The sequence below is a fragment of the Citrobacter sp. RHBSTW-00881 genome (assembly GCF_013728515.1).
Lineage (GTDB): Bacteria > Pseudomonadota > Gammaproteobacteria > Enterobacterales > Enterobacteriaceae > Citrobacter > Citrobacter braakii.
In genome coordinates this window covers 414,741-436,622 of sequence record NZ_CP056269.1, presented here as the reverse complement: position 1 = coordinate 436,622, position 21,882 = coordinate 414,741, and the positions used below count along the sequence as shown (strand labels likewise).

The window sequence follows — 21,882 nt, the reverse complement described above, 5'->3', positions numbered from 1 at the left end:
TTACACCTCTACCTTAGAACTGAAGGCCAGCTTCACGGGCAGCATCTGCCAGTGCCTGGACACGACCATGATATTGGAACCCGGAACGGTCAAAAGAAACATCTTTGATGCCTTTTTCCAGAGCGCGTTCAGCAACAGCTTTACCTACAGCTGCAGCAGCGTCTTTGTTACCGGTGTACTTCAATTGTTCAGCGATAGCTTTTTCTACAGTAGAAGCAGCTACCAGAACTTCAGAACCGTTCGGTGCAATTACCTGTGCGTAAATATGACGCGGGGTACGATGTACCACCAGGCGAGTTGCGCCCAGCTCCTGGAGCTTGCGGCGTGCGCGGGTCGCACGACGGATACGAGCAGATTTCTTATCCATAGTGTTACCTTACTTCTTCTTAGCCTCTTTGGTACGCACGACTTCGTCGGCGTAACGAACACCCTTGCCTTTATAAGGCTCAGGACGACGGTAGGCGCGCAGATCTGCTGCAACCTGACCGATCAGCTGTTTATCAGCGCCTTTCAGCACGATTTCAGTCTGAGACGGACATTCTGCAGTAATACCCGCAGGCAGCTGATGGTCAACAGGGTGAGAGAAACCTAAAGCCAGGTTTACTACATTCCCTTTAACCGCTGCACGATAACCTACACCAACCAGCTGTAGCTTCTTAGTGAAGCCTTCGGTAACACCGACAACCATTGCATTCAGCAGGGCACGCGCGGTACCAGCCTGAGCCCATCCATCTGCGTAACCATCACGCGGACCGAAGGTCAGTGCATTATCTGCATGATTTACTGCAACAGCATCGTTGAGAGTACGAGTCAGCTCGCCGTTTTTACCTTTGATCGTAATAACCTGACCGTTGATTTTTACATCAACGCCGGCAGGAATAACGACCGGTGCTTTAGCAACACGAGACATTTTTTCCTCCGATTAGGCTACGTAGCAGATAATTTCGCCACCAAGACCAGCCTGGCGCGCTGCACGATCAGTCATAACACCTTTAGAGGTAGAAACAACTGCGATACCCATGCCAGCCATAACTTTCGGCAGCTCGTCTTTACGCTTATAAATGCGCAGACCTGGGCGACTGACACGCTGAATGCTTTCTACAACAGCTTTACCCTGGAAATACTTAAGAGTAAGTTCCAGTTCCGGCTTGGTGTCGCCTTCAACTTTAAAATCTTCAATAAAACCTTCTTCCTTCAGCACGTTGGCAATTGCCACTTTCAGCTTGGAGGAAGGCATGGTGACCGCAGCTTTATTCGCGGCCTGACCGTTACGGATACGGGTCAGCATATCCGCGATCGGATCTTGCATGCTCATCTGTCTTTACTCCCGTGATTCAATTGGTAATTACCAGCTAGCCTTTTTCAAGCCTGGTACTTCACCGCGCATAGCGGCTTCACGCAGTTTGATACGGCTCAACCCGAACTTGCCCACATAGCCATGCGGACGACCTGTTTGACGGCAGCGGTTACGCTGACGGGACGGGCTGGAATCACGCGGCAGAGACTGCAGCTTGAGAACTGCGTTCCAACGATCTTCGTCGGTCGCGTTCACATCAGAGATAATAGCTTTCAGTTCAGCGCGTTTTGCGAAGTACTTATCAGCTAAAGCTACGCGCTTTACTTCGCGTGCTTTCATTGATTGCTTAGCCATTCAGTAACCCTACCTTACTTGCGGAACGGGAAGTCAAAGGCAGCCAGCAGAGCACGGCCTTCTTCATCAGATTTCGCAGTAGTGGTAATGGTAATATCCAAACCACGCACGCGGTCGACTTTATCGTAGTCGATTTCTGGGAAGATGATCTGCTCACGGACACCCATGCTGTAGTTACCACGACCGTCGAAAGACTTAGCGGACAAGCCACGGAAGTCACGGATACGTGGAACAGCAATAGTGATCAGGCGCTCAAAGAACTCCCACATGCGTTCGCCACGCAGAGTTACTTTACAGCCGATCGGATAGCCCTGACGGATTTTGAAGCCTGCAACTGATTTGCGTGCTTTGGTGATCAGCGGTTTTTGACCGGAGATTGCTGTCAGGTCAGCTGCTGCGTTATCCAGCAGTTTCTTGTCAGCGATCGCTTCACCAACACCCATGTTCAGGGTGATCTTCTCGACCCGAGGGACTTGCATGACAGAATTGTAGTTAAACTCAGTCATGAGTTTAGCGACTACTTCGTCTTTGTAGTAATCATGCAGTTTCGCCATCGTACTACTCCAAATTACTTGATAGTTTCGCTGTTAGATTTAAAGAAACGGACTTTTTTGCCGTCTTCGAATCTAAAGCCTACACGGTCAGCCTTGCCGGTTGCCGCGTTGAAGATAGCAAGGTTAGAGATCTGAATAGCTGCTTCTTTCTCTACAATGCCGCCTGGTTGGTTCAGGGCCGGAACCGGCTTCTGATGTTTCTTAACCAGGTTGATACCTTCAACAATGACCTTGCCGGAAGACAGGACATTCTTAACTTTACCGCGTTTACCTTTATCTTTACCGGTTAACACGATAACTTCGTCATCACGACGGATCTTCGCTGCCATGATTCGCTCCTTAGAGTACTTCTGGTGCCAGAGAGATAATTTTCATGAACTTCTCGTTACGAAGTTCACGAGTTACCGGCCCAAAAATACGCGTACCGATAGGTTGCTCGCTGTTATTGTTTAAAATAACGCATGCATTACCATCGAAGCGAATGACAGAACCGTCCGGGCGACGAACACCCTTCTTGGTGCGCACCACTACCGCCTTCAGCACATCACCTTTTTTGACCTTACCACGCGGAATTGCTTCCTTGATGGTGATCTTGATGATATCGCCGACGCCTGCGTAGCGACGGTGCGAGCCACCCAGAACCTTGATACACATTACGCGACGTGCACCGGAGTTGTCGGCGACGTTCAGCATAGTCTGTTCTTGGATCATTTTAGTGCTCCGCTAATGTCAACTACTACTGAGACCCGAAAATCAGGTCGTTAAAAAAGCCCCATATCGGGGGCGCGGCATTATAACACCGCTTCAACGATATGGGTAGAAAAAATAAACGGCTCATCGCTGAGCCGTTTATTCGTTGAGAATGCCTACTGTATTACAGAACGGCTTTCTCTACAACGCGAACCAGCGTCCAGGACTTAGTCTTGGACAGCGGACGGCATTCGCGGATTTCAACCACGTCACCAGTACCGCATTCGTTGTTCTCGTCATGTACGTGCAGTTTGGTCGTACGCTTAATGAATTTACCGTAGATCGGGTGTTTCACAAAACGTTCGATAGCAACAACGATGGATTTCTCCATTTTATCGCTAACAACGCGACCTTGCAGAGTACGGATTTTATCGGTCATTACGCACCCGCCTTCTCAGTCAGTAAAGTCTTAACGCGTGCGACATCACGACGCACTTGCTTCAACAGGTGAGACTGTTGCAGCTGGCCACTTGCAGCCTGCATACGCAGGTTGAACTGCTCACGCAGCAGATTCAGCAGCTCGGTGTTCAGCTCTTCAACACTCTTCTCACGCAGCTCTTTTGCTTTCATTACATCACCGTCTTAGTTACAAAGGTGGTTTTAATCGGCAGTTTCGCTGCTGCCAGCTTGAATGCTTCACGGGCCAGCTCTTCCGGTACGCCGTCCATTTCATACAGGACTTTACCCGGCTGAATCAAGGCAACCCAATACTCCACGTTACCTTTACCTTTACCCATACGCACTGCCAGCGGCTTTTCAGTGATCGGTTTGTCCGGGAATACACGGATCCAGATCTTACCTTGACGCTTAACTGCACGGGTCATAGCACGACGTGCTGCTTCGATCTGACGGGCAGTCAGACGACCACGGCCAACAGCTTTCAGACCGAAGCTGCCGAAGCTAACATCCGTACCCTGCGCCAGACCGCGGTTACGGCCTTTGTGCATTTTACGGAATTTTGTACGCTTTGGTTGTAACATCAGCGACGCTCCTTATTTACGGCCTTTACGCTGCTGCTTTTTAGGTTGCGCAGCCGGTTTTTCCGGTTGTTCAACAGCAGCCATACCACCCAGGATCTCGCCTTTGAAGATCCACACTTTAACGCCGATTACACCGTAAGTGGTGTGCGCTTCAGAGGTGTTGTAGTCGATGTCAGCACGCAGAGTGTGCAGAGGTACGCGACCTTCGCGGTACCATTCGGTACGTGCGATTTCCGCGCCGCCCAGACGGCCGCTAACTTCAACTTTAATACCTTTAGCGCCCAGACGCATTGCGTTCTGTACAGCACGCTTCATAGCACGACGGAACATAACACGACGTTCCAGCTGAGAAGTGATGCTGTCAGCAACCAATTTTGCATCCAGTTCAGGTTTACGCACTTCGGCGATATTGATCTGAGCAGGAACGCCAGCAATATCCGCTACGACTTTGCGCAGTTTTTCTACGTCTTCACCTTTCTTACCGATAACGATACCCGGGCGAGCGGTGTGAATGGTCACACGGATGCTCTTAGCCGGACGCTCGATAACGATACGAGATACAGACGCTTTAGCCAGTTCCTTAGTCAGGTACTGACGTACTTTAAAATCGCTGTCCAGGTTGTCAGCGAATTCTTTGGTGTTCGCAAACCAGGTTGAGTTCCATGGTTTTACAATACCCAGGCGAATACCATTAGGATGTACTTTCTGACCCATTGCTAGTCTCCAGAGTCTCAGCGATCGGACACAACCACAGTAATGTGGCTGGTGCGCTTCAGGATGCGATCTGCACGACCTTTTGCACGCGGCATAATGCGCTTCATGCTCGGGCCTTCGTCTACGAAAATTTTCGTAACTTTCAGATCGTCAATGTCAGCGCCATCGTTGTGTTCAGCGTTAGCAATGGCAGATTCCAGGACTTTCTTGACCAGTACAGCCGCTTTCTTATTGGTGTAGGTCAGAATATCCAGAGCCTGCGACACTTTCTTACCGCGAATCAGGTCTGCAACAAGGCGAACCTTCTGAGCAGAAGAACGAGCATGGCGATGTTGAGCTAAAGTTTCCATCTCTTCCTCCTACCTTATTTCTTCTTCGCTTTTTTATCAGCAGCATGGCCGCGATAAGTACGAGTCGGTGCGAATTCACCCAGTTTGTGACCGACCATTTCGTCGGAAACAAATACCGGAACGTGCTGACGACCATTATGGACAGCGATGGTCAAACCGATCATGTTAGGAAAGATCGTTGAACGACGGGACCAAGTGCGCAGGGGCTTCTTGTCTCCGCTTTCCACCGCTTTCTCTACCTTCTTCAGCAAGTGCAGGTCAATAAAAGGACCTTTCTTGAGAGAACGTGGCATGGCTTATCCTCTAAAATTATTTGCTACGGCGACGTACGATGAATTTATCAGTACGCTTGTTGCTGCGGGTCTTCTTACCTTTGGTCTGAACGCCCCACGGAGTTACCGGGTGCTTACCAAAGTTACGACCTTCACCACCACCATGTGGGTGGTCGACTGGGTTCATCGCAGTACCGCGAACGGTAGGACGAACACCACGCCAGCGTGCAGCACCTGCTTTACCCAGAACGCGCAGCATATGCTCAGCATTGCCAACTTCGCCCAGAGTTGCACGGCAGTCTGCTTCGACTTTACGCATTTCACCAGAACGCAGACGCAGGGTGACATAAGCACCATCACGAGCAACGATCTGAACGTAAGTACCAGCGGAACGTGCCAGCTGACCGCCTTTACCTGGTTTCATTTCTACGTTATGAACGGTAGAACCAACCGGGATATTGCGCATCGGCAGGGTGTTACCTGCTTTGATTGCAGCATCAACGCCAGATTGAACCTGGTCGCCAGCTTTCAGGCCTTTAGGGGCCAGGATGTAACGGCGTTCACCGTCTTTGTACAGAACCAGCGCGATGTTCGCGGAGCGGTTCGGATCGTACTCAAGACGTTCAACAACTGCCGGGATACCGTCTTTGTTGCGTTTGAAGTCAACAATACGATAAGCCTGCTTGTGACCACCACCGATGTGACGAGTGGTGATGCGGCCATTGTTGTTACGACCACCGGATTTGCTGTTTTTTTCAACCAGCGGAGCAAAAGGTTTGCCCTTGTGCAGCTCTGGGTTGACCACTTTAACAACGTGGCGACGACCCGGAGATGTCGGTTTACATTTAACAACTGCCATTGTATTACTCCTCCGACTTACTCAGCGCCGCCGACGAAGTCCAGATTCTGGCCTTCCTTCAGGGTGACGTAAGCTTTTTTCCAGTCGCTACGACGACCGATACGCTGTCCGTGACGTTTAACTTTCCCTTTAACTACCAGGGTGTTAACGACTTCGACTTCGACTTCAAACAGTTTCTGCACAGCAGCTTTGATTTCTGCTTTGGTCGCGTCTTTAGCAACTTTGAGAACGATGGTGTTAGTTTTTTCCATCGCAGTAGACGCTTTTTCAGAAACGTGCGGTGCGCGCAGCACTTTCAGCAGACGTTCTTCACGAATCATGCCAGCATCTCCTCAACTTGCTTAACAGCATCAGCAGTCATTACGACTTTGTCGAAGGCGATCAGGCTAACCGGGTCGATACCAGTTGCATCGCGTACGTCAACCTTATGCAGGTTGCGCGCAGCCAGGAACAGGTTTTCGTCCAGCTCACCGGTGATGATCAGCACATCTTCCAGAGCCATGTCTTTCAGTTTCTGTGCCAGCAGCTTAGTTTTAGGCGCTTCTACAGAGAATGATTCGACAACGATCAGACGATCCTGACGTACCAGTTCGGACAGAATGCTTTTCAGCGCGCCGCGGTACATCTTTTTGTTAACTTTTTGACTGTGGTCCTGTGGACGAGCAGCGAAGGTCACGCCACCTGAACGCCAGATCGGGCTCTTGATAGAACCTGAACGCGCACGGCCGGTACCTTTCTGGCGCCACGGCTTTTTGCCTGAACCAGTTACTTCAGCACGAGTCTTCTGAGCACGAGTACCCTGACGAGCACCAGCTGCATAAGCAACAACAACCTGGTGAACCAGCGCTTCGTTGAAATCACGACCGAAGGTAGTTTCGGAAACAGTCAGCGCGCTCTGCGCGTCTTTCAATACTAATTCCATTGCTATCCCCTTACGCCTTCACAGCTGGTTTAACGATCAGGTCGCAACCGGTCGCACCCGGAACACCACCTTTAACCAGCAGCAGGTTGCGCTCAGCGTCAACACGTACTACGTCCAGGCTCTGAACGGTTACACGTTCGTTGCCCAGCTGACCTGCCATTTTCTTGCCTTTAAACACTTTGCCCGGAGTCTGGTTCTGACCGATAGAACCCGGAACGCGGTGGGACAAGGAGTTACCGTGAGTAGCGTCCTGGGTACGGAAGTTCCAGCGCTTAACGGTACCAGCGAAACCTTTACCTTTAGAGGTACCGGTTACGTCAACTTTTTTAACGTCAGCAAACAGTTCAACGCTAATGTTCTGACCAACGGTGTATTCTTCACCATCTGCCAGGCGGAACTCCCACAGGCCGCGGCCAGCTTCTACGCCAGCTTTAGCAAAGTGACCAGCTTCCGGCTTAGTTACGCGGTTAGCTTTTTTAGCACCGGTGGTAACCTGAACAGCGCGATAGCCATCGTTAGCCAGATCTTTAACCTGAGTAACGCGGTTTGCTTCAACTTCGATAACGGTTACTGGGATAGATACGCCATCTTCAGTGAAGATGCGGGTCATACCCACTTTTTTACCGACTAAACCAATCATTGTATCAACCTCTCAATCGCTCGATGACCTGATTAACCCAGGCTGATCTGCACGTCTACACCGGCAGCCAGGTCCAGACGCATCAGAGCATCAACGGTTTTTTCAGTTGGCTCAACGATGTCAACCAGACGCTTGTGAGTACGGATCTCGTACTGATCACGCGCGTCTTTGTTGACGTGCGGGGAGATCAGAACGGTGAAACGCTCTTTGCGGGTCGGCAGCGGGATCGGACCACGAACCTGCGCACCAGTGCGCTTGGCAGTCTCGACGATTTCCGCGGTTGATTGATCGATCAGACGATGATCAAACGCTTTCAAACGGATACGGATTCTTTGGTTCTGCATGAGACCAGAGCTCCAATTATTTTATAGACGAAATAGTTACTCCTCAAACCCATTACGATTGATGGGAGAGTGTAACCGTTCTTACGTAGCCCCCTGATTGGGAGCGTTGTTGACGGTAAACCGCCACAGTTCATATCGAACTACCCGTCAGATTTGACAGGCTGGCGTATTATACGTATAGCCGGTACGGATGCAAGTGATTATGGCTATTTGCCATCGATTTCTCTCAGCGCTTGTTGCACACGTGAGCGCAATACTTCGCCATCCGGCACTTCCTGCCCGGACGCATCATCATAGGGTATCTCTTCCAGCATACTGTCACCCTCTTCGTTCTGGGTGGGTAAATCGATGCGTATCGGCAGAGGTTTCCGCTTAAAAATGTAATGCACATCCGAGAGTCGATACGCCTGAGAATCGGGCACTCCCTGCGTGGTGGTTGTCGGATGGCGCACCAACCAGACATAATGTCCGTAGTAGCCGCACATTAGCATCAGGCTGACCCACAACAGCCAGCAACAGGAATGCAGCGCCTGCCGCCAGCGGCAACTCAACACTGTTTTCGCATCAATGGGTTGATAGATGTGCATCATCACATACGCTCCTTAGATGACACATGTGTGAGCACAGGTGCCGCCTCATTGATTAATACCGGCGCGTCTCCAAGACTCTGACGCAGCCTTATCAGCGTCTCTTTTCCCGGCTTACCATCCACAGGCAAATTCTCCCGCTGCTGGAATGCTTTGACCTTTTCGATTAACCATGGCGTCCATGAGCCTGATTTATCGCCGGGAACGCCCAGCGCGCGGCTCAGCATCGTATCAAACCAGATGATGGTTTCCGCCGGACTCTTTTCACCGATCTGCATTTTCCTGTCAGGCGTTAAATTGAGCATCAGGGTATAATTTCCCTGCCAGTGCTTCGCCAGCCACTCCTGACTGACGATCCAGGTTTTATTATCAATGATAAGATCCAGCTCGTTTCCTGATACACGCATCACAACACCGTAGACCGGTTGTTTATCGATATTCAAATGCGCGATCCACGGCAACCCGCGCCTGATGAGGTTATCTAAACGTTCCTTGCCGCTTTCGCACACCAACTCAGCGCGATCGGCCTGGTCACACCATGCCTCGTCATGCGCTGTGTCGAATCCCCAGACGCTGAATAATTGCTGCATGGCATCGCGTAATCCTCCCCGTGCGTCGCCAATATCCGGCAGGTTTTCCTTTTTTTGCGTCATCGCCACCGTTAACCCGGCGGGCAGAGGAAGTTGAAGGGGAAAAACATCGACCGCCAGCCAGCCGAACGTCAAAGCCAGCGCAGCGTAAAGTCCGGGCAGTATTCCCTTGCGCAATACGCAAGAGCGGAGAGTAAATGTTTCCAGCAACAATTTTTCCTGTTGAGCGGTTAACACATCCGCTTGCCTGTCCGTTGCCATTTTTCTCGCCGCCCGGGCGATGCGCCTCAGCAACGCCAGGTTTCCCTGCACTGCCCGAACCGCTTTGCGCACAAATTCATGACGCATGCGCACAGGCTCGCCATCCGCCTCACGCAGTTGCTGTTGATGCATAAAATCAAGATATTCATCGTCCGTCGGCGCAGCGATGATCGCCGACAGCGTAATACGCCGTTTAAGTCGTCGGTTACGCCTGAGCGCTTCGCCCCCCACCAGTAGCAAGCTGGCGCCAGCGTCAAATGAAGCCGCCAGATGACGGAAATTATCGACAAATGCCGGAAGATGTCTGGCGAGTGCGTCAGCATTATCAATGACAATTATTATTGGTTGCGCTGCCGGACTAAGGGCAGGCATCAGCGTTGACCAGAAACGGCTAATTCTCACATCTCGCCAGTCTGGCTGGAGTTTTCCGTGCGTACACGCCGTGTGTGTCAATTGACAGAAACCAGATAAACCGGTGGCGGTAAACACCACTACCCTGCCGGGAAAATCCTTACCTAACTGATAAATAAGCGTCGATTTACCACACCCCGGTTTGCCGCATAATACGCCCACATCGCCAGCGCCCAGCTCATGAATAAAGATATTCTTGATAAGGGTATGTTGCGAAAAAGAGTAAATTACATACGGTAATTCGCGTTCAGTCATCGATAAGTTCCAGTAATTGATGCGGGTATTTAACTTATTATATGCCAGGTAAATATTATCAATTTTTTATATTTGAATTAAACGACATGTTCCGACGATTAAATTGAAAACCTGAAAGTAAGCCTATATCATGCTTCTCCCGAAAAGAACAGGCGTGCTATTAACAATGGATGTTATCGCGAAGCAATTTACCTTTATATTTAAGAGAAAGCGTAACGATGTGCTGTACTGCGTTATGTTTTTTGTCGGTGCCATTGTTATTATTCATTCGTTATATGCCTATAGATTATTTATTGATTCGACAAATACAAAAAACAAAACCAGTCACTCAATAACGTCCGTTGTCCTCAGGCTGCCAATGAATTTACCGAAAAACAGTAGGGAAAATGCGACTGATAATAAAGAAGATGTTTCAATTAAAAATTCGATGCTCGATCTCCAGCTAAATGGCATTATTGCGAGCACGCTAAAAACACGTTCACAGGCTATTATCACCATTAATGAGAAAGCAAAATTTTACAGTACCGGAGATAAACTTGACGATCTCCCTGACGTAAAAATTACGGACATTGATAATAATAGCGTGACGATTGATAACAATGGCTCCCGGCAACGCATCGCTTTTATTGATGAGCCTGATATATTCTCCAGGGCACCGGCACCATCGCTGCCACATGACAGCGCGCCACATTCCCTCAGCGACATCATTATTACTAACTTTATCTATCAGCAGGAAGCGCTACAGGGCGTCAGATTAAACGCCCGTGGTCCGGTTGAACGTTTTATAGCAACCGGACTCAGGCCAGGCGATATTGCGATCAAAATGAACAACCATCCGCTAACTCAGGAAGCGTCAGCAAAAGCGGCACTACAGGAATTTGTAACCTTAAACTCTGCCCAGTTCACCGTAATACGAAACGGTCAGGAAGCGCTGGTGAATGTATCCGTTACTGAGAATGATTAACCTTAAGGACGACAAAATTGCGCAAAGGAATTAAAAAAACGGCTGCATGGATACTGGCGCTACAGTTTTGCTCCTTTCCATTTCAAACCATGTCAGCGCAATATTCGGCAAACTTCCAGGATGCGGATCTCCGGGAGTTTATTACCTCGGTCAGTAAGCAAATGGGCAAAACCATTCTGATCGATCCGTCCGTCCAGGGAAAAATCTCCGTTCGCAGCTTTGACAGTTTCAACGAGGAGGAATACTACCAGTTTTTTCTCAGCGTTCTCGATATCTACGGCTACTCGGTTATCACCCTGGATAACGGCCTGCTGAAGGTTGTTCGCTCCGCAACGCTTAAGACCGCGCCGGGAAAAGTATTGGCACAGTCGCAACCGGCGGTCGGCGATGAATTTATCACCCGCGTCGTGGCGCTGAAAAATGTCCCGGTACGCGATCTGGCTCCGCTATTACGCCAGATGATGGACAGCGGCGGCATCGGCAACGTCGTACACTATGATCCTTCTAATGCGCTGTTGATCACCGGTAAAGCCAATATAGTCAATCGCATCCTTGAGGTTGTGAAACGGGTCGATGTTATCGGTACTCAGGAACGTGAGCTTATCAAACTGCGCTACGCCTCGGCAGTTGATTTATCTGACGTAATTAACAGCCTGATTCGCGAAGAGTCAAAGGAAAACCCAACGCAGATCCTGCTGCCTAAAATTGTCGCCGACAAGCGCACCAACGCCCTTCTTATCAGCGGGCCGGACAATGTGCGCCAGCGGATGAAATCTTTAATCGCTAAACTGGATATCGAACAGACCACGCAGGGCAATACTCGCGTGTTCTATTTGAAATACGCCAAAGCCACTAAAATCGTTGAAGTGCTGACCGGCGTGTCAACCAAACTGACGGAAGACAAGCAGTCGTCTTCGCAGAGCGTGGCTACCCCTTCCCGGGATGTCTCGATTAACGCCGATGAACAAACCAACTCGGTGGTCATTACCGCAGACCAGAGCACCATGCAGGAGCTGGAAAAAGTCATCGCTCGTCTGGATATTCGCCGCGCACAGGTACTGGTTGAAGCCATCATTGTGGAAGTCCAGGATGGAAACGGCCTGAATCTTGGCGTGCAGTGGGCCAACAGCAACGTCGGCGGTCAGCAGTATACCAAAACGGGGCTGCCGATTTTCGACGCCTCAAGAGGCGCGCGCCAGTTTGATAAAAATGGTTCGATGACCAGCGACAACCCTATCGCCAGCGCGTTAAGCAGTTTTAACGGCCTGGCGACGGGCTTCTTTGAGGGGGACTGGAGCGTCCTGCTCACCGCGATCTCCTCCGACAACAAAAACGATATCCTCGCCACCCCCAGCATTGTGACGCTGGATAACAAAGAAGCATCGTTTAATGTCGGCCAGGATGTGCCGGTGCTTTCCGGCTCGCAAACGACCTCCGGCGACAACGTCTTTAATACGGTCGAACGTAAAACCGTCGGCACCAAACTGAAGGTCACACCGCAAATCAACGAAGGCGACGCGGTGCTGATGGAGATCGAGCAGGAGGTGTCGAGCGTCGATACCGCCTCCGGTAACGCCAGCGATCTCGGTCCGACGTTCAACACCCGTACTATCCAGAATGCCGTGCTGGTCAAAAGTGGCGAAACCGTGGTGCTGGGTGGCCTGCTGGATGATTCAAGCAAAGAGCAGGTTTCCAAAGTACCGCTGCTGGGCGATATCCCTGTTCTCGGACAGCTATTCCGCTACACCTCAACGGAAAATGCGAAGCGTAATTTAATGGTCTTTATCAGGCCGACCATTATTCGCGACGACGAGGTTTATCGTTCGCTCTCAAAGGATAAGTACACCCGATTTCGTGATTTACAGCAGCAGCGTATTGATAAGCAATCCAGTGGATTGGTCGGCGTGAAGGACGAAGAACGCCCGATGCTTAAAGAGCTGAATTTCGATGTGCCGACCGACGCGCCCAACGACCAGCCATCGCGCAATCCCTTCCGGGAATGATCCAACATGACTGACTTATGGACGCGCATTCCTCCCCAGCATCCTCTGCCGCTTAATTACGCACAGGGGCAAAAATTTGGTATCGCGGTCGCGGTGGATGAATTGTTCTACCGCACCGACACGCCGCTGGAAAACGTGCTCGAGGCCAGCGTTGCCTGTCAGCGCTTCAGCCGCCTGACGCCAGCGCAATTTGACGACCACCTGGAGCAACTTTTCCAGCACGGCGCCGGAGAGTCCCGGCAGATTGCCCAGGATATCGATCAGGAGATCGACCTGACGGCGCTGAGCGAGGAGTTACCCGACAACGCCGATCTGCTCAGTGATGAAAACGACGCACCGGTTATCCGACTGATCAACGCGGTCCTTCATGAAGCCGTGAGGGAAGGCGCGTCGGATGTGCATATCGAAACCTTCGAAAAATCTCTGGTGGTGCGTTTTCGTATCGACGGCGTCCTTAAGCCAGTCCTTCAGCCCGCTAAAAAACTGGCGCCGCTGCTGATTTCGCGTATCAAAGTAATGGCACGACTGGATATTGCCGAAAAACGACTGCCGCAGGATGGGCGTATTTCCCTGCGCCTCGGACGCAAAAATATTGATGTCCGCGTTTCGACGTTACCCTCGCAGTATGGCGAAAGAGCCGTGCTGCGTCTGCTGGATAAAAACAGTCTGCGCCTGACGCTGGAGAATATGGGGCTATCGGCGGTGGATAGCCTGCGGCTGAAGGGTTTAGTACAGCAGCCGCACGGCATCATTCTCGTCACCGGCCCGACGGGGTCGGGAAAAAGCACCACGCTGTATGCGATTCTCGCCGAGCTGAATTCCCCCCAGCGTAATATCCTGACCGTCGAAGATCCCATCGAGTACGAGCTGGAAGGCGTCGGACAAACCCAGGTAAACAGCCGGGTGGATATGTCTTTCGCCAGGGGACTGCGTGCCATCCTGCGCCAGGATCCGGACATCGTCATGGTCGGCGAAATTCGTGACGCCGAAACCGCGCAGATAGCGGTTCAGGCATCGCTCACCGGACATCTGGTGCTTTCCACCCTGCACACTAACAGCGCCTGCGGTGCGATCACCCGATTACGGGACATGGGCGTTGAACCTTTCCTGCTCTCATCATCGCTAAGCGGCGTTATCGCCCAACGCCTGGTGCGTCGCCTCTGTCCGGCCTGCCGCGCGCATGCTCCCATTCCTGACTCTCAGAAATCCCCCCTGCACGCGCTCGATCCCACCGCTCAGACAATCTGGCAGGCTTGCGGATGCGGCGAATGTCGGGGAACAGGCTATCAGGGGCGACTGGCGATTCATGAAATTATGCTGGTGGATAAAACTATGCGCAGCATCATCCATCGTGACGCTGATGAACACGCCCTGGAACAGTGCCTGCGCCAGCAAAGCCGGAGCCTGCGGGAGAACGGCCTGCTGCGCGTGCTGGCAGGCGAGACCACGCTTGAGGAAGTCATGCGCGTCACCTCTGCGCAAGAGGATACGCGATGAAATATCAGTGGCAGGCAATGGATGACAGCGGCACGACTCACCATGGAACGCTGGATGCCGCCAGCAGCAAAGAGGCGCGCGAGGCGCTGCGCGCCCAGGGTCTGCACCCGCTGGTGTTAAATGAGAAAAAGGTCATTTCGCTGTTCCGGACGGTAAAAAAAACGCCTCGTTTACGGCTTAGCGGCAGTGAACTGGCGCTGTTCACCCGCCAGCTCGCCACGCTGGCCAACGCTTCGCTACCGCTTGAAGAGGCGCTGTTCGTTATTGGCCGGCAGAACAAAAATAATAAACTGGGGCTGGTGCTACACGACCTGCGCGAACGGATCCTCGCCGGACATACGCTTTCCGAATCGCTGGCCGCCTGGCCGCGGATCTTCGATTCCGTTTACCGCACGCTGGTGAAAGCCGGCGAAAAAAGCGGACAGCTCGGCTGTGTGCTGGAACAGCTGGCTGACTACAATGAGTTACGACAGGCAACACGCAGTAAACTCATCCAGTCACTGATTTATCCTTCCCTGCTGACCAGCGTGGCGATCGCCGTCGTCGCTATCCTGCTCACCACCGTAGTACCCAAAATCGTCGAGCAGTTTCTGCATATGAAAGAAGCGCTGCCAATGTCCACGCGCGTGTTGCTGGCAATCAGTGGTGCCATGCGCCACTACGGATTGTGGGTAATCGCATTGCTGCTGATTGCCTTTTTCCTGTTTCGCCACTGGCTCACCCGCCCCGGCAAACGGCATCTGCTTGACCGCTGGCTTCTTGATTTCAAACTCAGTCGCGCCCTGCTGCGCGCTATCCACTGCGCCCGTTATTTGCGCACCCTGAGCATTCTTAATATCAGCGGCGTTCCGCTGCTGGAAGGGATGACGCTGGCAACCGAAGGCATCGGTAACCGAGAAATCAGTCAGCGGCTGGGTCAGGCCGCGGAGCGCGTGCGCCAGGGCTCAGGCTTTCATCTCGCTCTGGAAAAATGCGATATCTTCCCGCCGATGATGCTCTACATGATTGCCTCCGGGGAAAAAAGCGGCCAGCTCAGCGAGCTGATGGCGCGCGCCGCCGATCAGCAGGAAACACTGCTACAAAACCGCATTGCGCTGACGCTGGCGCTGTTTGAACCCGCGCTGATTATTACGATGGCGATGATTGTGCTGTTCATCATCGTCTCGGTTCTGCAACCCATTTTGCAACTCAACTCATTGGTAAGTTAAGGATAAAACGTGAATAGTGATGCACATAAGCAGCGAGGATTTACGCTGCTGGAGATGATGGTGGTGCTGGTTATTTTGGGCATCCTCGCAAGCCTGGTCGTCCCCAGCTTAATGGGCAATAAAGACAAAGCCGCTCACCAGAAAGCCGTCAGCGACATCGTGGCGCTGGAGAATGCGCTGGATATGTACAAACTGGATAACTATCGCTATCCGCTGACGGCGCAGGGGCTAAAGGCGCTGGTCGAAAAACCGACCGCCAGCCCAATCCCGGAAAATTACAACGCGAAGGGATATATCAAGCGTCTGCCACAGGATCCCTGGGGTAATGAGTATCTGCTGGTAAGCCCTGGTGAACACGGCGATTACGATATTCTCTCCGCAGGTCAGGACGGTGAACCCGGCACCGCTGACGACATTACTAACTGGGAACTGGGTAAAGCGAAATAATCGGAATGAGGCAGAAGGGATTCACGCTACTGGAAGTCATTCTGGTGCTGACGATTATCGCGCTTGGCGCCTCGCTGGTGATGATGACCTACGGGCGACAAAATGATACCGCGAAAGCTATTACTGCAGCCGAACAGCTGGCGGCACTGACTGAATATGCCGCTGACTGGTCAACCATGGAGGACCGCAGTACCGGCATCGAGATCCGCGAACAAGGCTGGCGCATCGTCACACCAATCGGCAATGGCTGGCAGACGCCAACCCAGTTCTATCGCCTGGCGACCGAGGGAAAGTGGGAAAGTGACTGGCAGGTGGCTCTGTTCCCGGCGTCGCTCGCCAGGCAATCCGTCGGCATGCCGCAAATTCTGATTCACCCGGACGGTGAAATTACGCCGTTTACGCTACACATCCGCAGCCGTAAAAATAACAGGCTGCTGTTCACGCTCGCCAGTACCGGCGGGCTGCCGCTGGTGCTCACCCGAGGCGAAAGCCGATGAGCCAAAGGCAATCAGGAATGACGCTTCTGGAAGTGCTACTGGCGATATTCATTTTCGCCACCTGCTCTCTCGCGCTACTCAACAGCCTGCACGGTCAGGTTAGCGCCACCGCAAAAATGGAAGAACAGGTGCTTGCCGGTTGGGTAGCGGATAATGTGCTCAAAACCTATCAACTGACCGGGCAGATCCCCGCTAAAACAGCGACAGGCAGCAGCATTATGGGTAAACGCCGCTGGGACTGGTCGTTGACAGTCTCACCCGCCGATGCTTCCGGCCTCAGCACCTGGACAGCAGACGTCGCTCTTAAGGACAAACAGCAGATCCACCTGCAGCGCTTTATCCCCTCGCCGCAAGGAGGACCGCAAAATGTCTCCCGGCCCTGAGAAACAGCGCGGCTTTACCCTGCTGGAAGTTTTACTGGCTATTGCTCTGTTCGCCATGCTCAGCCTGCTGACGGCGCAGATGCTGACGACGACAATTGACAGTAACGAGCAGACCAAAAAGCATCAGCAGCGTTTTTCCGCTATCGTGCGTACCGTCAATTTGCTGGATAAAGATATCCGACAGCGGGTGCCGGTAACCCAATTGCAGGGCGAAAAAGAGACGCTGATGCTGACGACAGCCAGCAGTAACAGTTATCCCGACGCCTGCTGTGCGCCCGATATCCAGCGAGTTCAGTGGTATCTGCAGGATCATACTTTATATCGCACGCTCTGGCGCTACCCGGAAGATACAACCCCGGCCATCACTCAACCGATGCTCAATGGTGTGAACGCCTTCACGTTGCGTTATTACAACAGTAAAGAGAAAGCGTGGATGGACACGGCGGCTACCCCATCTCCTGGCGCGATGGAAGTCACTCTTAAACTTGCTGATTCCGGCACGATAACTCGTCTGACGCTGTTGCCAGAGAACCGCCAGCCAGGAGAACAGCAATGACCCGGCAAAAGGGCGTGGCGCTGCTGGTAGTGCTGATGATCCTGGCAATTATGGCGGCGCTGGCCAGCGAAATGACCGTGCGCTACCAGATCAACCTCAAACGCACCAGCTACACCCGGCTGCGGCTACAGCAAAACTGGCTGGCAGAGCTGGCTGAAAGCCAGGCCATGCGTACTCTTGAACAGGACCTGCGGGATAATGAGAAATACCTCACTCACGAGCAGCTCTGGGCGCAGCCGCAGCGTATTCAGCTCGCCAGCGGCGACGCTGTTAGCTGGCAGCTATCTGACGAGCAGGCCTGTTACAACATTAATGCGCTGATTAACGCCCCGACCGATCGAATGAAAGAGCCGCCCGCCAGCGTGAGCGTCTTTCTGGCACTGCTGGAAAACATTGGCGTCACCAATGCCCAGGCAGAGGCGCTGGTTGATGCTATCGCCGACTACATCGATAACGACGATATTCCACGCGCCTCCGGTGCCGAAAATGAGTATTACCAGACAAGTAACGACCCCCACACCATTGGCGGACGACGTATCTGGTCAATCAGTGAGCTCAAACAAATCAAAGGGATGACGCTTTCTCTTTACCAGCAAATCTCCCCGCTACTCTGCGCGCTGCCAGATGATGAGCTAAAAATCAACATCAACACCCTGACGCGCCGAGATGCACCGTTGCTTGCGGCGATGCTCAATAATGCTGTCCCGCCACGCGAGATTGAGCGCTTTTTTGATACCCCGCGCAAAGGACGAAAAATCAGCATTGAGACGCTGTTAAAGACATTCGATAAGGATAATCCAGCTCATAAGCTGTCGCAGTCCACATTCAAAAGCATTGCGGTGGCGACCAGTCGTTACTTCCGCCTTGAAACGACTATCGAACAGGGCGATAGCGCCGGGAGCACCATCAGCCAGCTGGAATACGATCCCAAAAGAAAGGCTCTGTTTATTACAGCCCGCAAAAGCGTGGCGCGCGACCATTAAAGGGAACTAAATGACGCCAGACACATTACTGCTACGTCCGCTGCCGGGAAAACTGGAATGGTGCTGCCCCAACGAGGCACAGCCTCCGGTTATTGTTGAACAGGCGGCTTACCTCCAGCCGAACGCGCTGGCCGACCTGCCGGATGCCGGTAACGCCTGCCTGTTCCTGTCACCTGATTATTTCTGTTTTCGTCGCGTCGAATTACCGACGGAAAACTACAAAATCAGTGAACAAACGCTGGGCTGGCTGGTGGAGGACGCCGTTGTCGGTGATACAGATAGCCTGCACTGGACGGTTCTCGCCAGAGAAGAAAACACGCTCCATCTGGCCGGGATCGCCAGGACTACGCTGAACGATCTATTGACGACTTTCCGCACAGCTGGCGTGACGTTGACGTATATCGTTCCGGATGGTTTCTGGCTGCCGTATGTCACGGATAGCTGGAGTCTGCTAAAACAAGATGAGCGATGGTTAATCCGTTACGACGCGTGGAAAACAGGCGTGCTGAGTGAAGCACTGCTCACGCATTTACTCGCCAGCCATACAGAGCAAAAAATCATCAGCGCCAGCCCGCTTCCTGTGCCTCACGCTCATGTCGAATACCTTGACTGGCAGCCGCCGCTGGCGTGCGCCTGCAATGGTGATAATATTCAGGACATTAACGTATTACACGGCAGCTTCCGCCCTTTGCCCCCGACACAACCGACCCCGCGTCTGCTGAAATATGCCGCCATAGCAACATTTGCCCTGGCGATAGCGCTCTTCTCAGGGCTGAAAGGGGTGATGCTCTGGCAGCTTCATCAACAGAAACAGGCGCTCTCAGCTGAAGGTGCCACCCTGTGGAACCGCTATTTCCCAGGTGATAACCGCAACAGCAATTTTAAATATTTCTTCGAATCGTCCGCGAGGGATCGCTATCCGGATGTGCTGACGTTACTGACTCAGCTTCAGACCCGATTAAGCACATTGCCGGGGCTTACCATCCGTGAGGTCAACTACCGGCTCGAACAACGCCTTTTTACCCTGACGCTCAACGTTCGCGATCCGGAACATCTTCGCCGCTTTATGGTGCAGACAAACGATGAATTTATCCTGACTCAACCGCCAGAAGGGACGACAGGTAGCGTCCGGCTGACCCTGAAGGAGCGCAAATGAATATGAATAGCTGGTGGAGCGAAAAAAACGGCAGAGAGCAACGCAGTCTGATATTCCTCGCCGTTTTCTGTCTGCTGGCGGGATTCTGGTACGGCGTGGTTCAGCCCCTGGATAACGCTATTTCACAGCAGAGGCAGGAAAATGATCGTCTCAGGAGTGAGATCCTGTGGGTAAATGAGGCGATTCAGCGTCGCGGATTAGTTGCCAGTAGACCGGGCACAAAGACCGATCCGGCACTGATACAACATAGCGCGCAGCAGGCAGGTCTGAATATCAGCGTTGTGACATCCACTCCCGATCATTTTGCGATCTCGCTTCCCGTTGTCAAAACCGAACCATTATTTGCGTGGCTTAATACCCTACAAAATGAGGGAATACAGGTTTCGCAACTCACGTTTAGCGCCCGCCCGGTCGCCGGGGAGATTGCGGTGGAAGCCCTTGAACTCTATCCGGTGGGGAAATGACGGAACTCATTAACATTGCAGCAATGGCGCTTGTCGGGCTGATAGTCGGCAGCTTTATGAATGTAGTGGTTTATCGACTGCCGATCATGATTGAGCATCGGCACAGCGAAACATGGAATATCGCCTGGCCTCCGTCGCACTGTCCGCACTGCCAGCACAGGCTATCGGTGCGTAACACTATTCCACTATTCAGTTGGCTGTGGCAGCGGGGGCGTTGCCAGGCCTGCGCTAAGCCAATTTCATGGCGTTACCCACTGACTGAACTGGCGTGTTCTTGTGTTTTTGCGCTTATCGCCGCGTTTGTCTCTTCAATATCAGATGCGATTGCCATCATGACGCTGTTCTGGTTTATTTTCGCGCTGGCGCAAATTGATCTCCGGACGTACCTGCTGCCGGATGTGCTGACGCAGCCGCTGCTCTGGCTCGGTCTGCTATATCACAGCGTTTACGACAGAGAGATGTTATCCGACGCGCTGTACGGCGCTGTCGCTGGCTATCTGACGCTATGGCTGGTCTGGTGGGGATGCAAAATTCTCGCGGGAAAAGAGGGCATCGGCCTGGGTGACGCTAAGCTACTGGCGGCGATGGGTGCCTGGTGTGGATGGTCAGCGCTACCGCCCATTTTACTCGCTGCATCATTGCTGGGCATTGCCTGGTGGCTGATCCTACGCATTACCCGAAGGACGTCGATACCGCTTATCGCGTTCGGTCCGTGGCTTGGACTGGCAGGCTGGTTGATTTTCAGCGCGCAAAGCTCAGGTGTTATCGGGTACTGAAAGGAGCGGCAGGACTGCCGCTCTGCAAAGTTTGCGTCTACGCTTCGCGAATCTGTGCCTGAAGATAGTTCTGGAGTCCCATCTTCTGGAGCAGATCCAGTTCCGTTTCCAGCCAGTCAATGTGACCTTCTTCATCAGCAAGGATTTCGATCATCATATCCCGGCTAACGTAGTCATGGACGCTGTCGGCATAGGCAATGGCTTCACGTAAATCTTTTGCCCCATCGAGTTCGAGTCGAAGATCGGATTGCAGCATCTCTTCAACGTCTTCGCCTATACCCAACTTACCAAGATCCTGTAAGTTTGGGAGCCCTTCTAAGAATAAAATACGCTCGATATATTTATCAGCGTGTTTCATCTCATCGATAGACTCATGGTACTCAACATCATTGAGGCGAGTCAGTCCCCAGTTTTTGAACATACGAGCATGGAGAAAATACTGGTTGATTGCGACAAGCTCATTTCCCAATAGTTTATTGAGATAATTTATGATTTTAACATCACCTTTCATTTTATAGTCCCTCCGCTTCCACTCTTAGAGCGTAGATGGGGCTACAGGGATGTCAAAAAAAAGAGTGTGACTTAGGCGATCTCTTTAAATTCTGGCATTTGCGTTAATTCATCCTGCATGACTTCGCGGGCAGCACGAATGCACTTACCACATTGATTTCCAACAGGAATAAATTTACGCAATTGCTGAAAGGACTGAGGATGAAACTGGCGAACAGCCTGACGTATTTTTTTATCACTTATCGCATTACACAAACAAACGTACATGATCGCTCCCGTTCAATTTCTGCGCAAAGTG

The 21,882-nt window shown here is 52.2% G+C and carries 34 protein-coding genes; 12 read left to right on the top strand and 22 right to left on the bottom strand.

Features of this window, described 5'->3' with window-relative positions; genetic code table 11:
* Nucleotides 1–13: 13 nt before the first annotated feature.
* The 20 genes from rplR to HV311_RS02035 form a co-directional block, all read right to left on the bottom strand.
* Complete coding sequence (rplR, locus tag HV311_RS02130; RefSeq protein ID WP_000358960.1) at nucleotides 14–367, bottom strand: 50S ribosomal protein L18; 354 nt, start codon at nucleotides 365–367, stop codon at nucleotides 14–16.
* Between the two features lie 9 nt (nucleotides 368–376).
* Nucleotides 377–910, bottom strand: coding sequence for a 50S ribosomal protein L6 (gene rplF, locus HV311_RS02125; protein WP_003031129.1), 534 nt, complete (start codon nucleotides 908–910; stop codon nucleotides 377–379).
* 12 nt (nucleotides 911–922) lie between these two features.
* The gene (gene rpsH, locus HV311_RS02120; RefSeq protein ID WP_003031127.1) at nucleotides 923–1,315 is read right to left on the bottom strand and encodes a 30S ribosomal protein S8; all 393 of its coding nucleotides are present in this window, start codon (nucleotides 1,313–1,315) and stop codon (nucleotides 923–925) included.
* A 30-nt stretch (nucleotides 1,316–1,345) separates the two neighbouring features.
* On the bottom strand, nucleotides 1,346–1,651 hold the full coding sequence (rpsN, locus tag HV311_RS02115; RefSeq protein WP_003031125.1) for a 30S ribosomal protein S14: 306 nt from the start codon (nucleotides 1,649–1,651) through the stop codon (nucleotides 1,346–1,348).
* A gap of 14 nt (nucleotides 1,652–1,665) precedes the next feature.
* Complete coding sequence (gene rplE, locus HV311_RS02110; RefSeq protein WP_003031123.1) at nucleotides 1,666–2,205, bottom strand: 50S ribosomal protein L5; 540 nt, start codon at nucleotides 2,203–2,205, stop codon at nucleotides 1,666–1,668.
* A gap of 14 nt (nucleotides 2,206–2,219) precedes the next feature.
* The gene (gene rplX / locus HV311_RS02105) at nucleotides 2,220–2,534 is read right to left on the bottom strand and encodes a 50S ribosomal protein L24 (RefSeq protein WP_003031122.1); all 315 of its coding nucleotides are present in this window, start codon (nucleotides 2,532–2,534) and stop codon (nucleotides 2,220–2,222) included.
* Nucleotides 2,535–2,544: 10 nt separating this feature from the next.
* The gene (rplN, locus tag HV311_RS02100; RefSeq protein WP_000613954.1) at nucleotides 2,545–2,916 is read right to left on the bottom strand and encodes a 50S ribosomal protein L14; all 372 of its coding nucleotides are present in this window, start codon (nucleotides 2,914–2,916) and stop codon (nucleotides 2,545–2,547) included.
* Between the two features lie 163 nt (nucleotides 2,917–3,079).
* The gene (rpsQ, locus tag HV311_RS02095; protein ID WP_003031120.1) at nucleotides 3,080–3,334 is read right to left on the bottom strand and encodes a 30S ribosomal protein S17; all 255 of its coding nucleotides are present in this window, start codon (nucleotides 3,332–3,334) and stop codon (nucleotides 3,080–3,082) included.
* The gene (rpmC, locus tag HV311_RS02090) at nucleotides 3,334–3,525 is read right to left on the bottom strand and encodes a 50S ribosomal protein L29 (protein ID WP_000644742.1); all 192 of its coding nucleotides are present in this window, start codon (nucleotides 3,523–3,525) and stop codon (nucleotides 3,334–3,336) included. Before rpmC ends, rpsQ begins: the two co-directional genes overlap by 1 nt.
* On the bottom strand, nucleotides 3,525–3,935 hold the full coding sequence (gene rplP, locus HV311_RS02085; RefSeq protein ID WP_000941212.1) for a 50S ribosomal protein L16: 411 nt from the start codon (nucleotides 3,933–3,935) through the stop codon (nucleotides 3,525–3,527). The genes rpmC and rplP overlap by 1 nt, the downstream gene beginning before the upstream one ends.
* A 12-nt stretch (nucleotides 3,936–3,947) precedes the next feature.
* Nucleotides 3,948–4,649, bottom strand: a complete 702-nt coding sequence (gene rpsC, locus HV311_RS02080) for a 30S ribosomal protein S3 (protein ID WP_000529945.1) — start codon at nucleotides 4,647–4,649, stop codon at nucleotides 3,948–3,950.
* Between the two features lie 17 nt (nucleotides 4,650–4,666).
* The gene (gene rplV / locus HV311_RS02075; RefSeq protein WP_000448832.1) at nucleotides 4,667–4,999 is read right to left on the bottom strand and encodes a 50S ribosomal protein L22; all 333 of its coding nucleotides are present in this window, start codon (nucleotides 4,997–4,999) and stop codon (nucleotides 4,667–4,669) included.
* A gap of 14 nt (nucleotides 5,000–5,013) precedes the next feature.
* On the bottom strand, nucleotides 5,014–5,292 hold the full coding sequence (gene rpsS, locus HV311_RS02070; RefSeq protein ID WP_001138115.1) for a 30S ribosomal protein S19: 279 nt from the start codon (nucleotides 5,290–5,292) through the stop codon (nucleotides 5,014–5,016).
* A 16-nt stretch (nucleotides 5,293–5,308) separates the two neighbouring features.
* Complete coding sequence (gene rplB, locus HV311_RS02065) at nucleotides 5,309–6,130, bottom strand: 50S ribosomal protein L2 (protein ID WP_016154746.1); 822 nt, start codon at nucleotides 6,128–6,130, stop codon at nucleotides 5,309–5,311.
* Nucleotides 6,131–6,147: 17 nt separating this feature from the next.
* Nucleotides 6,148–6,450 carry a 50S ribosomal protein L23 gene (gene rplW, locus HV311_RS02060; RefSeq protein ID WP_000617546.1) on the bottom strand — a complete coding sequence of 101 codons (303 nt, stop codon included), beginning with the start codon at nucleotides 6,448–6,450 and terminating at the stop codon, nucleotides 6,148–6,150.
* On the bottom strand, nucleotides 6,447–7,052 hold the full coding sequence (rplD, locus tag HV311_RS02055) for a 50S ribosomal protein L4 (protein ID WP_003031119.1): 606 nt from the start codon (nucleotides 7,050–7,052) through the stop codon (nucleotides 6,447–6,449). Before rplD ends, rplW begins: the two co-directional genes overlap by 4 nt.
* Before the next feature lie 10 nt (nucleotides 7,053–7,062).
* Nucleotides 7,063–7,692: a 50S ribosomal protein L3 gene (rplC, locus tag HV311_RS02050; RefSeq protein ID WP_003031117.1), complete on the bottom strand. Its 630-nt coding sequence runs from the start codon at nucleotides 7,690–7,692 to the stop codon at nucleotides 7,063–7,065.
* A 32-nt stretch (nucleotides 7,693–7,724) separates the two neighbouring features.
* Nucleotides 7,725–8,036: a 30S ribosomal protein S10 gene (gene rpsJ / locus HV311_RS02045; RefSeq protein ID WP_001181005.1), complete on the bottom strand. Its 312-nt coding sequence runs from the start codon at nucleotides 8,034–8,036 to the stop codon at nucleotides 7,725–7,727.
* Between the two features lie 206 nt (nucleotides 8,037–8,242).
* On the bottom strand, nucleotides 8,243–8,626 hold the full coding sequence (locus HV311_RS02040) for a hypothetical protein (protein WP_191220666.1): 384 nt from the start codon (nucleotides 8,624–8,626) through the stop codon (nucleotides 8,243–8,245).
* On the bottom strand, nucleotides 8,626–10,140 hold the full coding sequence (locus HV311_RS02035) for a peptidoglycan-binding protein (protein ID WP_191220665.1): 1,515 nt from the start codon (nucleotides 10,138–10,140) through the stop codon (nucleotides 8,626–8,628). Before HV311_RS02035 ends, HV311_RS02040 begins: the two co-directional genes overlap by 1 nt.
* A 166-nt stretch (nucleotides 10,141–10,306) precedes the next feature.
* On the opposite strand from HV311_RS02035, the gene gspC reads away from it, so the two are divergent.
* From gspC to HV311_RS01975, 12 genes are read left to right on the top strand one after another with little or no spacing between them, the layout of a single operon-like run.
* Nucleotides 10,307–11,104, top strand: coding sequence for a type II secretion system protein GspC (gspC, locus tag HV311_RS02030; RefSeq protein ID WP_191220664.1), 798 nt, complete (start codon nucleotides 10,307–10,309; stop codon nucleotides 11,102–11,104).
* A 17-nt stretch (nucleotides 11,105–11,121) separates the two neighbouring features.
* Nucleotides 11,122–13,107 (top strand): type II secretion system secretin GspD, encoded by a 1,986-nt coding sequence (gspD, locus tag HV311_RS02025; RefSeq protein WP_191220663.1) that lies wholly within the window; start codon nucleotides 11,122–11,124, stop codon nucleotides 13,105–13,107.
* A gap of 6 nt (nucleotides 13,108–13,113) precedes the next feature.
* Nucleotides 13,114–14,604 carry a type II secretion system ATPase GspE gene (gene gspE, locus HV311_RS02020; protein ID WP_016157611.1) on the top strand — a complete coding sequence of 497 codons (1,491 nt, stop codon included), beginning with the start codon at nucleotides 13,114–13,116 and terminating at the stop codon, nucleotides 14,602–14,604.
* On the top strand, nucleotides 14,601–15,812 hold the full coding sequence (gspF, locus tag HV311_RS02015; protein ID WP_191220662.1) for a type II secretion system inner membrane protein GspF: 1,212 nt from the start codon (nucleotides 14,601–14,603) through the stop codon (nucleotides 15,810–15,812). Before gspE ends, gspF begins: the two co-directional genes overlap by 4 nt.
* A gap of 54 nt (nucleotides 15,813–15,866) precedes the next feature.
* Nucleotides 15,867–16,259: a type II secretion system major pseudopilin GspG gene (gspG, locus tag HV311_RS02010; RefSeq protein WP_326928896.1), complete on the top strand. Its 393-nt coding sequence runs from the start codon at nucleotides 15,867–15,869 to the stop codon at nucleotides 16,257–16,259.
* Between the two features lie 5 nt (nucleotides 16,260–16,264).
* The gene (gspH, locus tag HV311_RS02005) at nucleotides 16,265–16,756 is read left to right on the top strand and encodes a type II secretion system minor pseudopilin GspH (protein ID WP_191220660.1); all 492 of its coding nucleotides are present in this window, start codon (nucleotides 16,265–16,267) and stop codon (nucleotides 16,754–16,756) included.
* Complete coding sequence (gspI, locus tag HV311_RS02000; protein WP_191220659.1) at nucleotides 16,753–17,139, top strand: type II secretion system minor pseudopilin GspI; 387 nt, start codon at nucleotides 16,753–16,755, stop codon at nucleotides 17,137–17,139. Before gspH ends, gspI begins: the two co-directional genes overlap by 4 nt.
* On the top strand, nucleotides 17,123–17,695 hold the full coding sequence (locus HV311_RS01995) for a type II secretion system protein GspJ (protein WP_019078170.1): 573 nt from the start codon (nucleotides 17,123–17,125) through the stop codon (nucleotides 17,693–17,695). The genes gspI and HV311_RS01995 overlap by 17 nt, the downstream gene beginning before the upstream one ends.
* The gene (gspK, locus tag HV311_RS01990; RefSeq protein WP_191220658.1) at nucleotides 17,692–18,678 is read left to right on the top strand and encodes a type II secretion system minor pseudopilin GspK; all 987 of its coding nucleotides are present in this window, start codon (nucleotides 17,692–17,694) and stop codon (nucleotides 18,676–18,678) included. Before HV311_RS01995 ends, gspK begins: the two co-directional genes overlap by 4 nt.
* Before the next feature lie 10 nt (nucleotides 18,679–18,688).
* Complete coding sequence (gspL, locus tag HV311_RS01985) at nucleotides 18,689–19,834, top strand: type II secretion system protein GspL (RefSeq protein ID WP_049270606.1); 1,146 nt, start codon at nucleotides 18,689–18,691, stop codon at nucleotides 19,832–19,834.
* Entirely contained in the window at nucleotides 19,831–20,298 is a 468-nt protein-coding gene (gspM, locus tag HV311_RS01980; protein ID WP_016157618.1) for a type II secretion system protein GspM, read from the top strand. Before gspL ends, gspM begins: the two co-directional genes overlap by 4 nt.
* Nucleotides 20,295–21,074 (top strand): prepilin peptidase, encoded by a 780-nt coding sequence (locus tag HV311_RS01975; protein ID WP_191220657.1) that lies wholly within the window; start codon nucleotides 20,295–20,297, stop codon nucleotides 21,072–21,074. The genes gspM and HV311_RS01975 overlap by 4 nt, the downstream gene beginning before the upstream one ends.
* 37 nt (nucleotides 21,075–21,111) lie before the next feature.
* Here HV311_RS01975 and bfr read toward each other — a convergent pair whose 3' ends face one another.
* Both bfr and bfd read right to left on the bottom strand, forming a co-directional pair.
* Nucleotides 21,112–21,585 carry a bacterioferritin gene (gene bfr / locus HV311_RS01970; RefSeq protein WP_016154761.1) on the bottom strand — a complete coding sequence of 158 codons (474 nt, stop codon included), beginning with the start codon at nucleotides 21,583–21,585 and terminating at the stop codon, nucleotides 21,112–21,114.
* A 71-nt stretch (nucleotides 21,586–21,656) separates the two neighbouring features.
* On the bottom strand, nucleotides 21,657–21,851 hold the full coding sequence (bfd, locus tag HV311_RS01965; protein WP_003031111.1) for a bacterioferritin-associated ferredoxin: 195 nt from the start codon (nucleotides 21,849–21,851) through the stop codon (nucleotides 21,657–21,659).
* Between the last annotated feature and the right edge of the window lie 31 nt (nucleotides 21,852–21,882).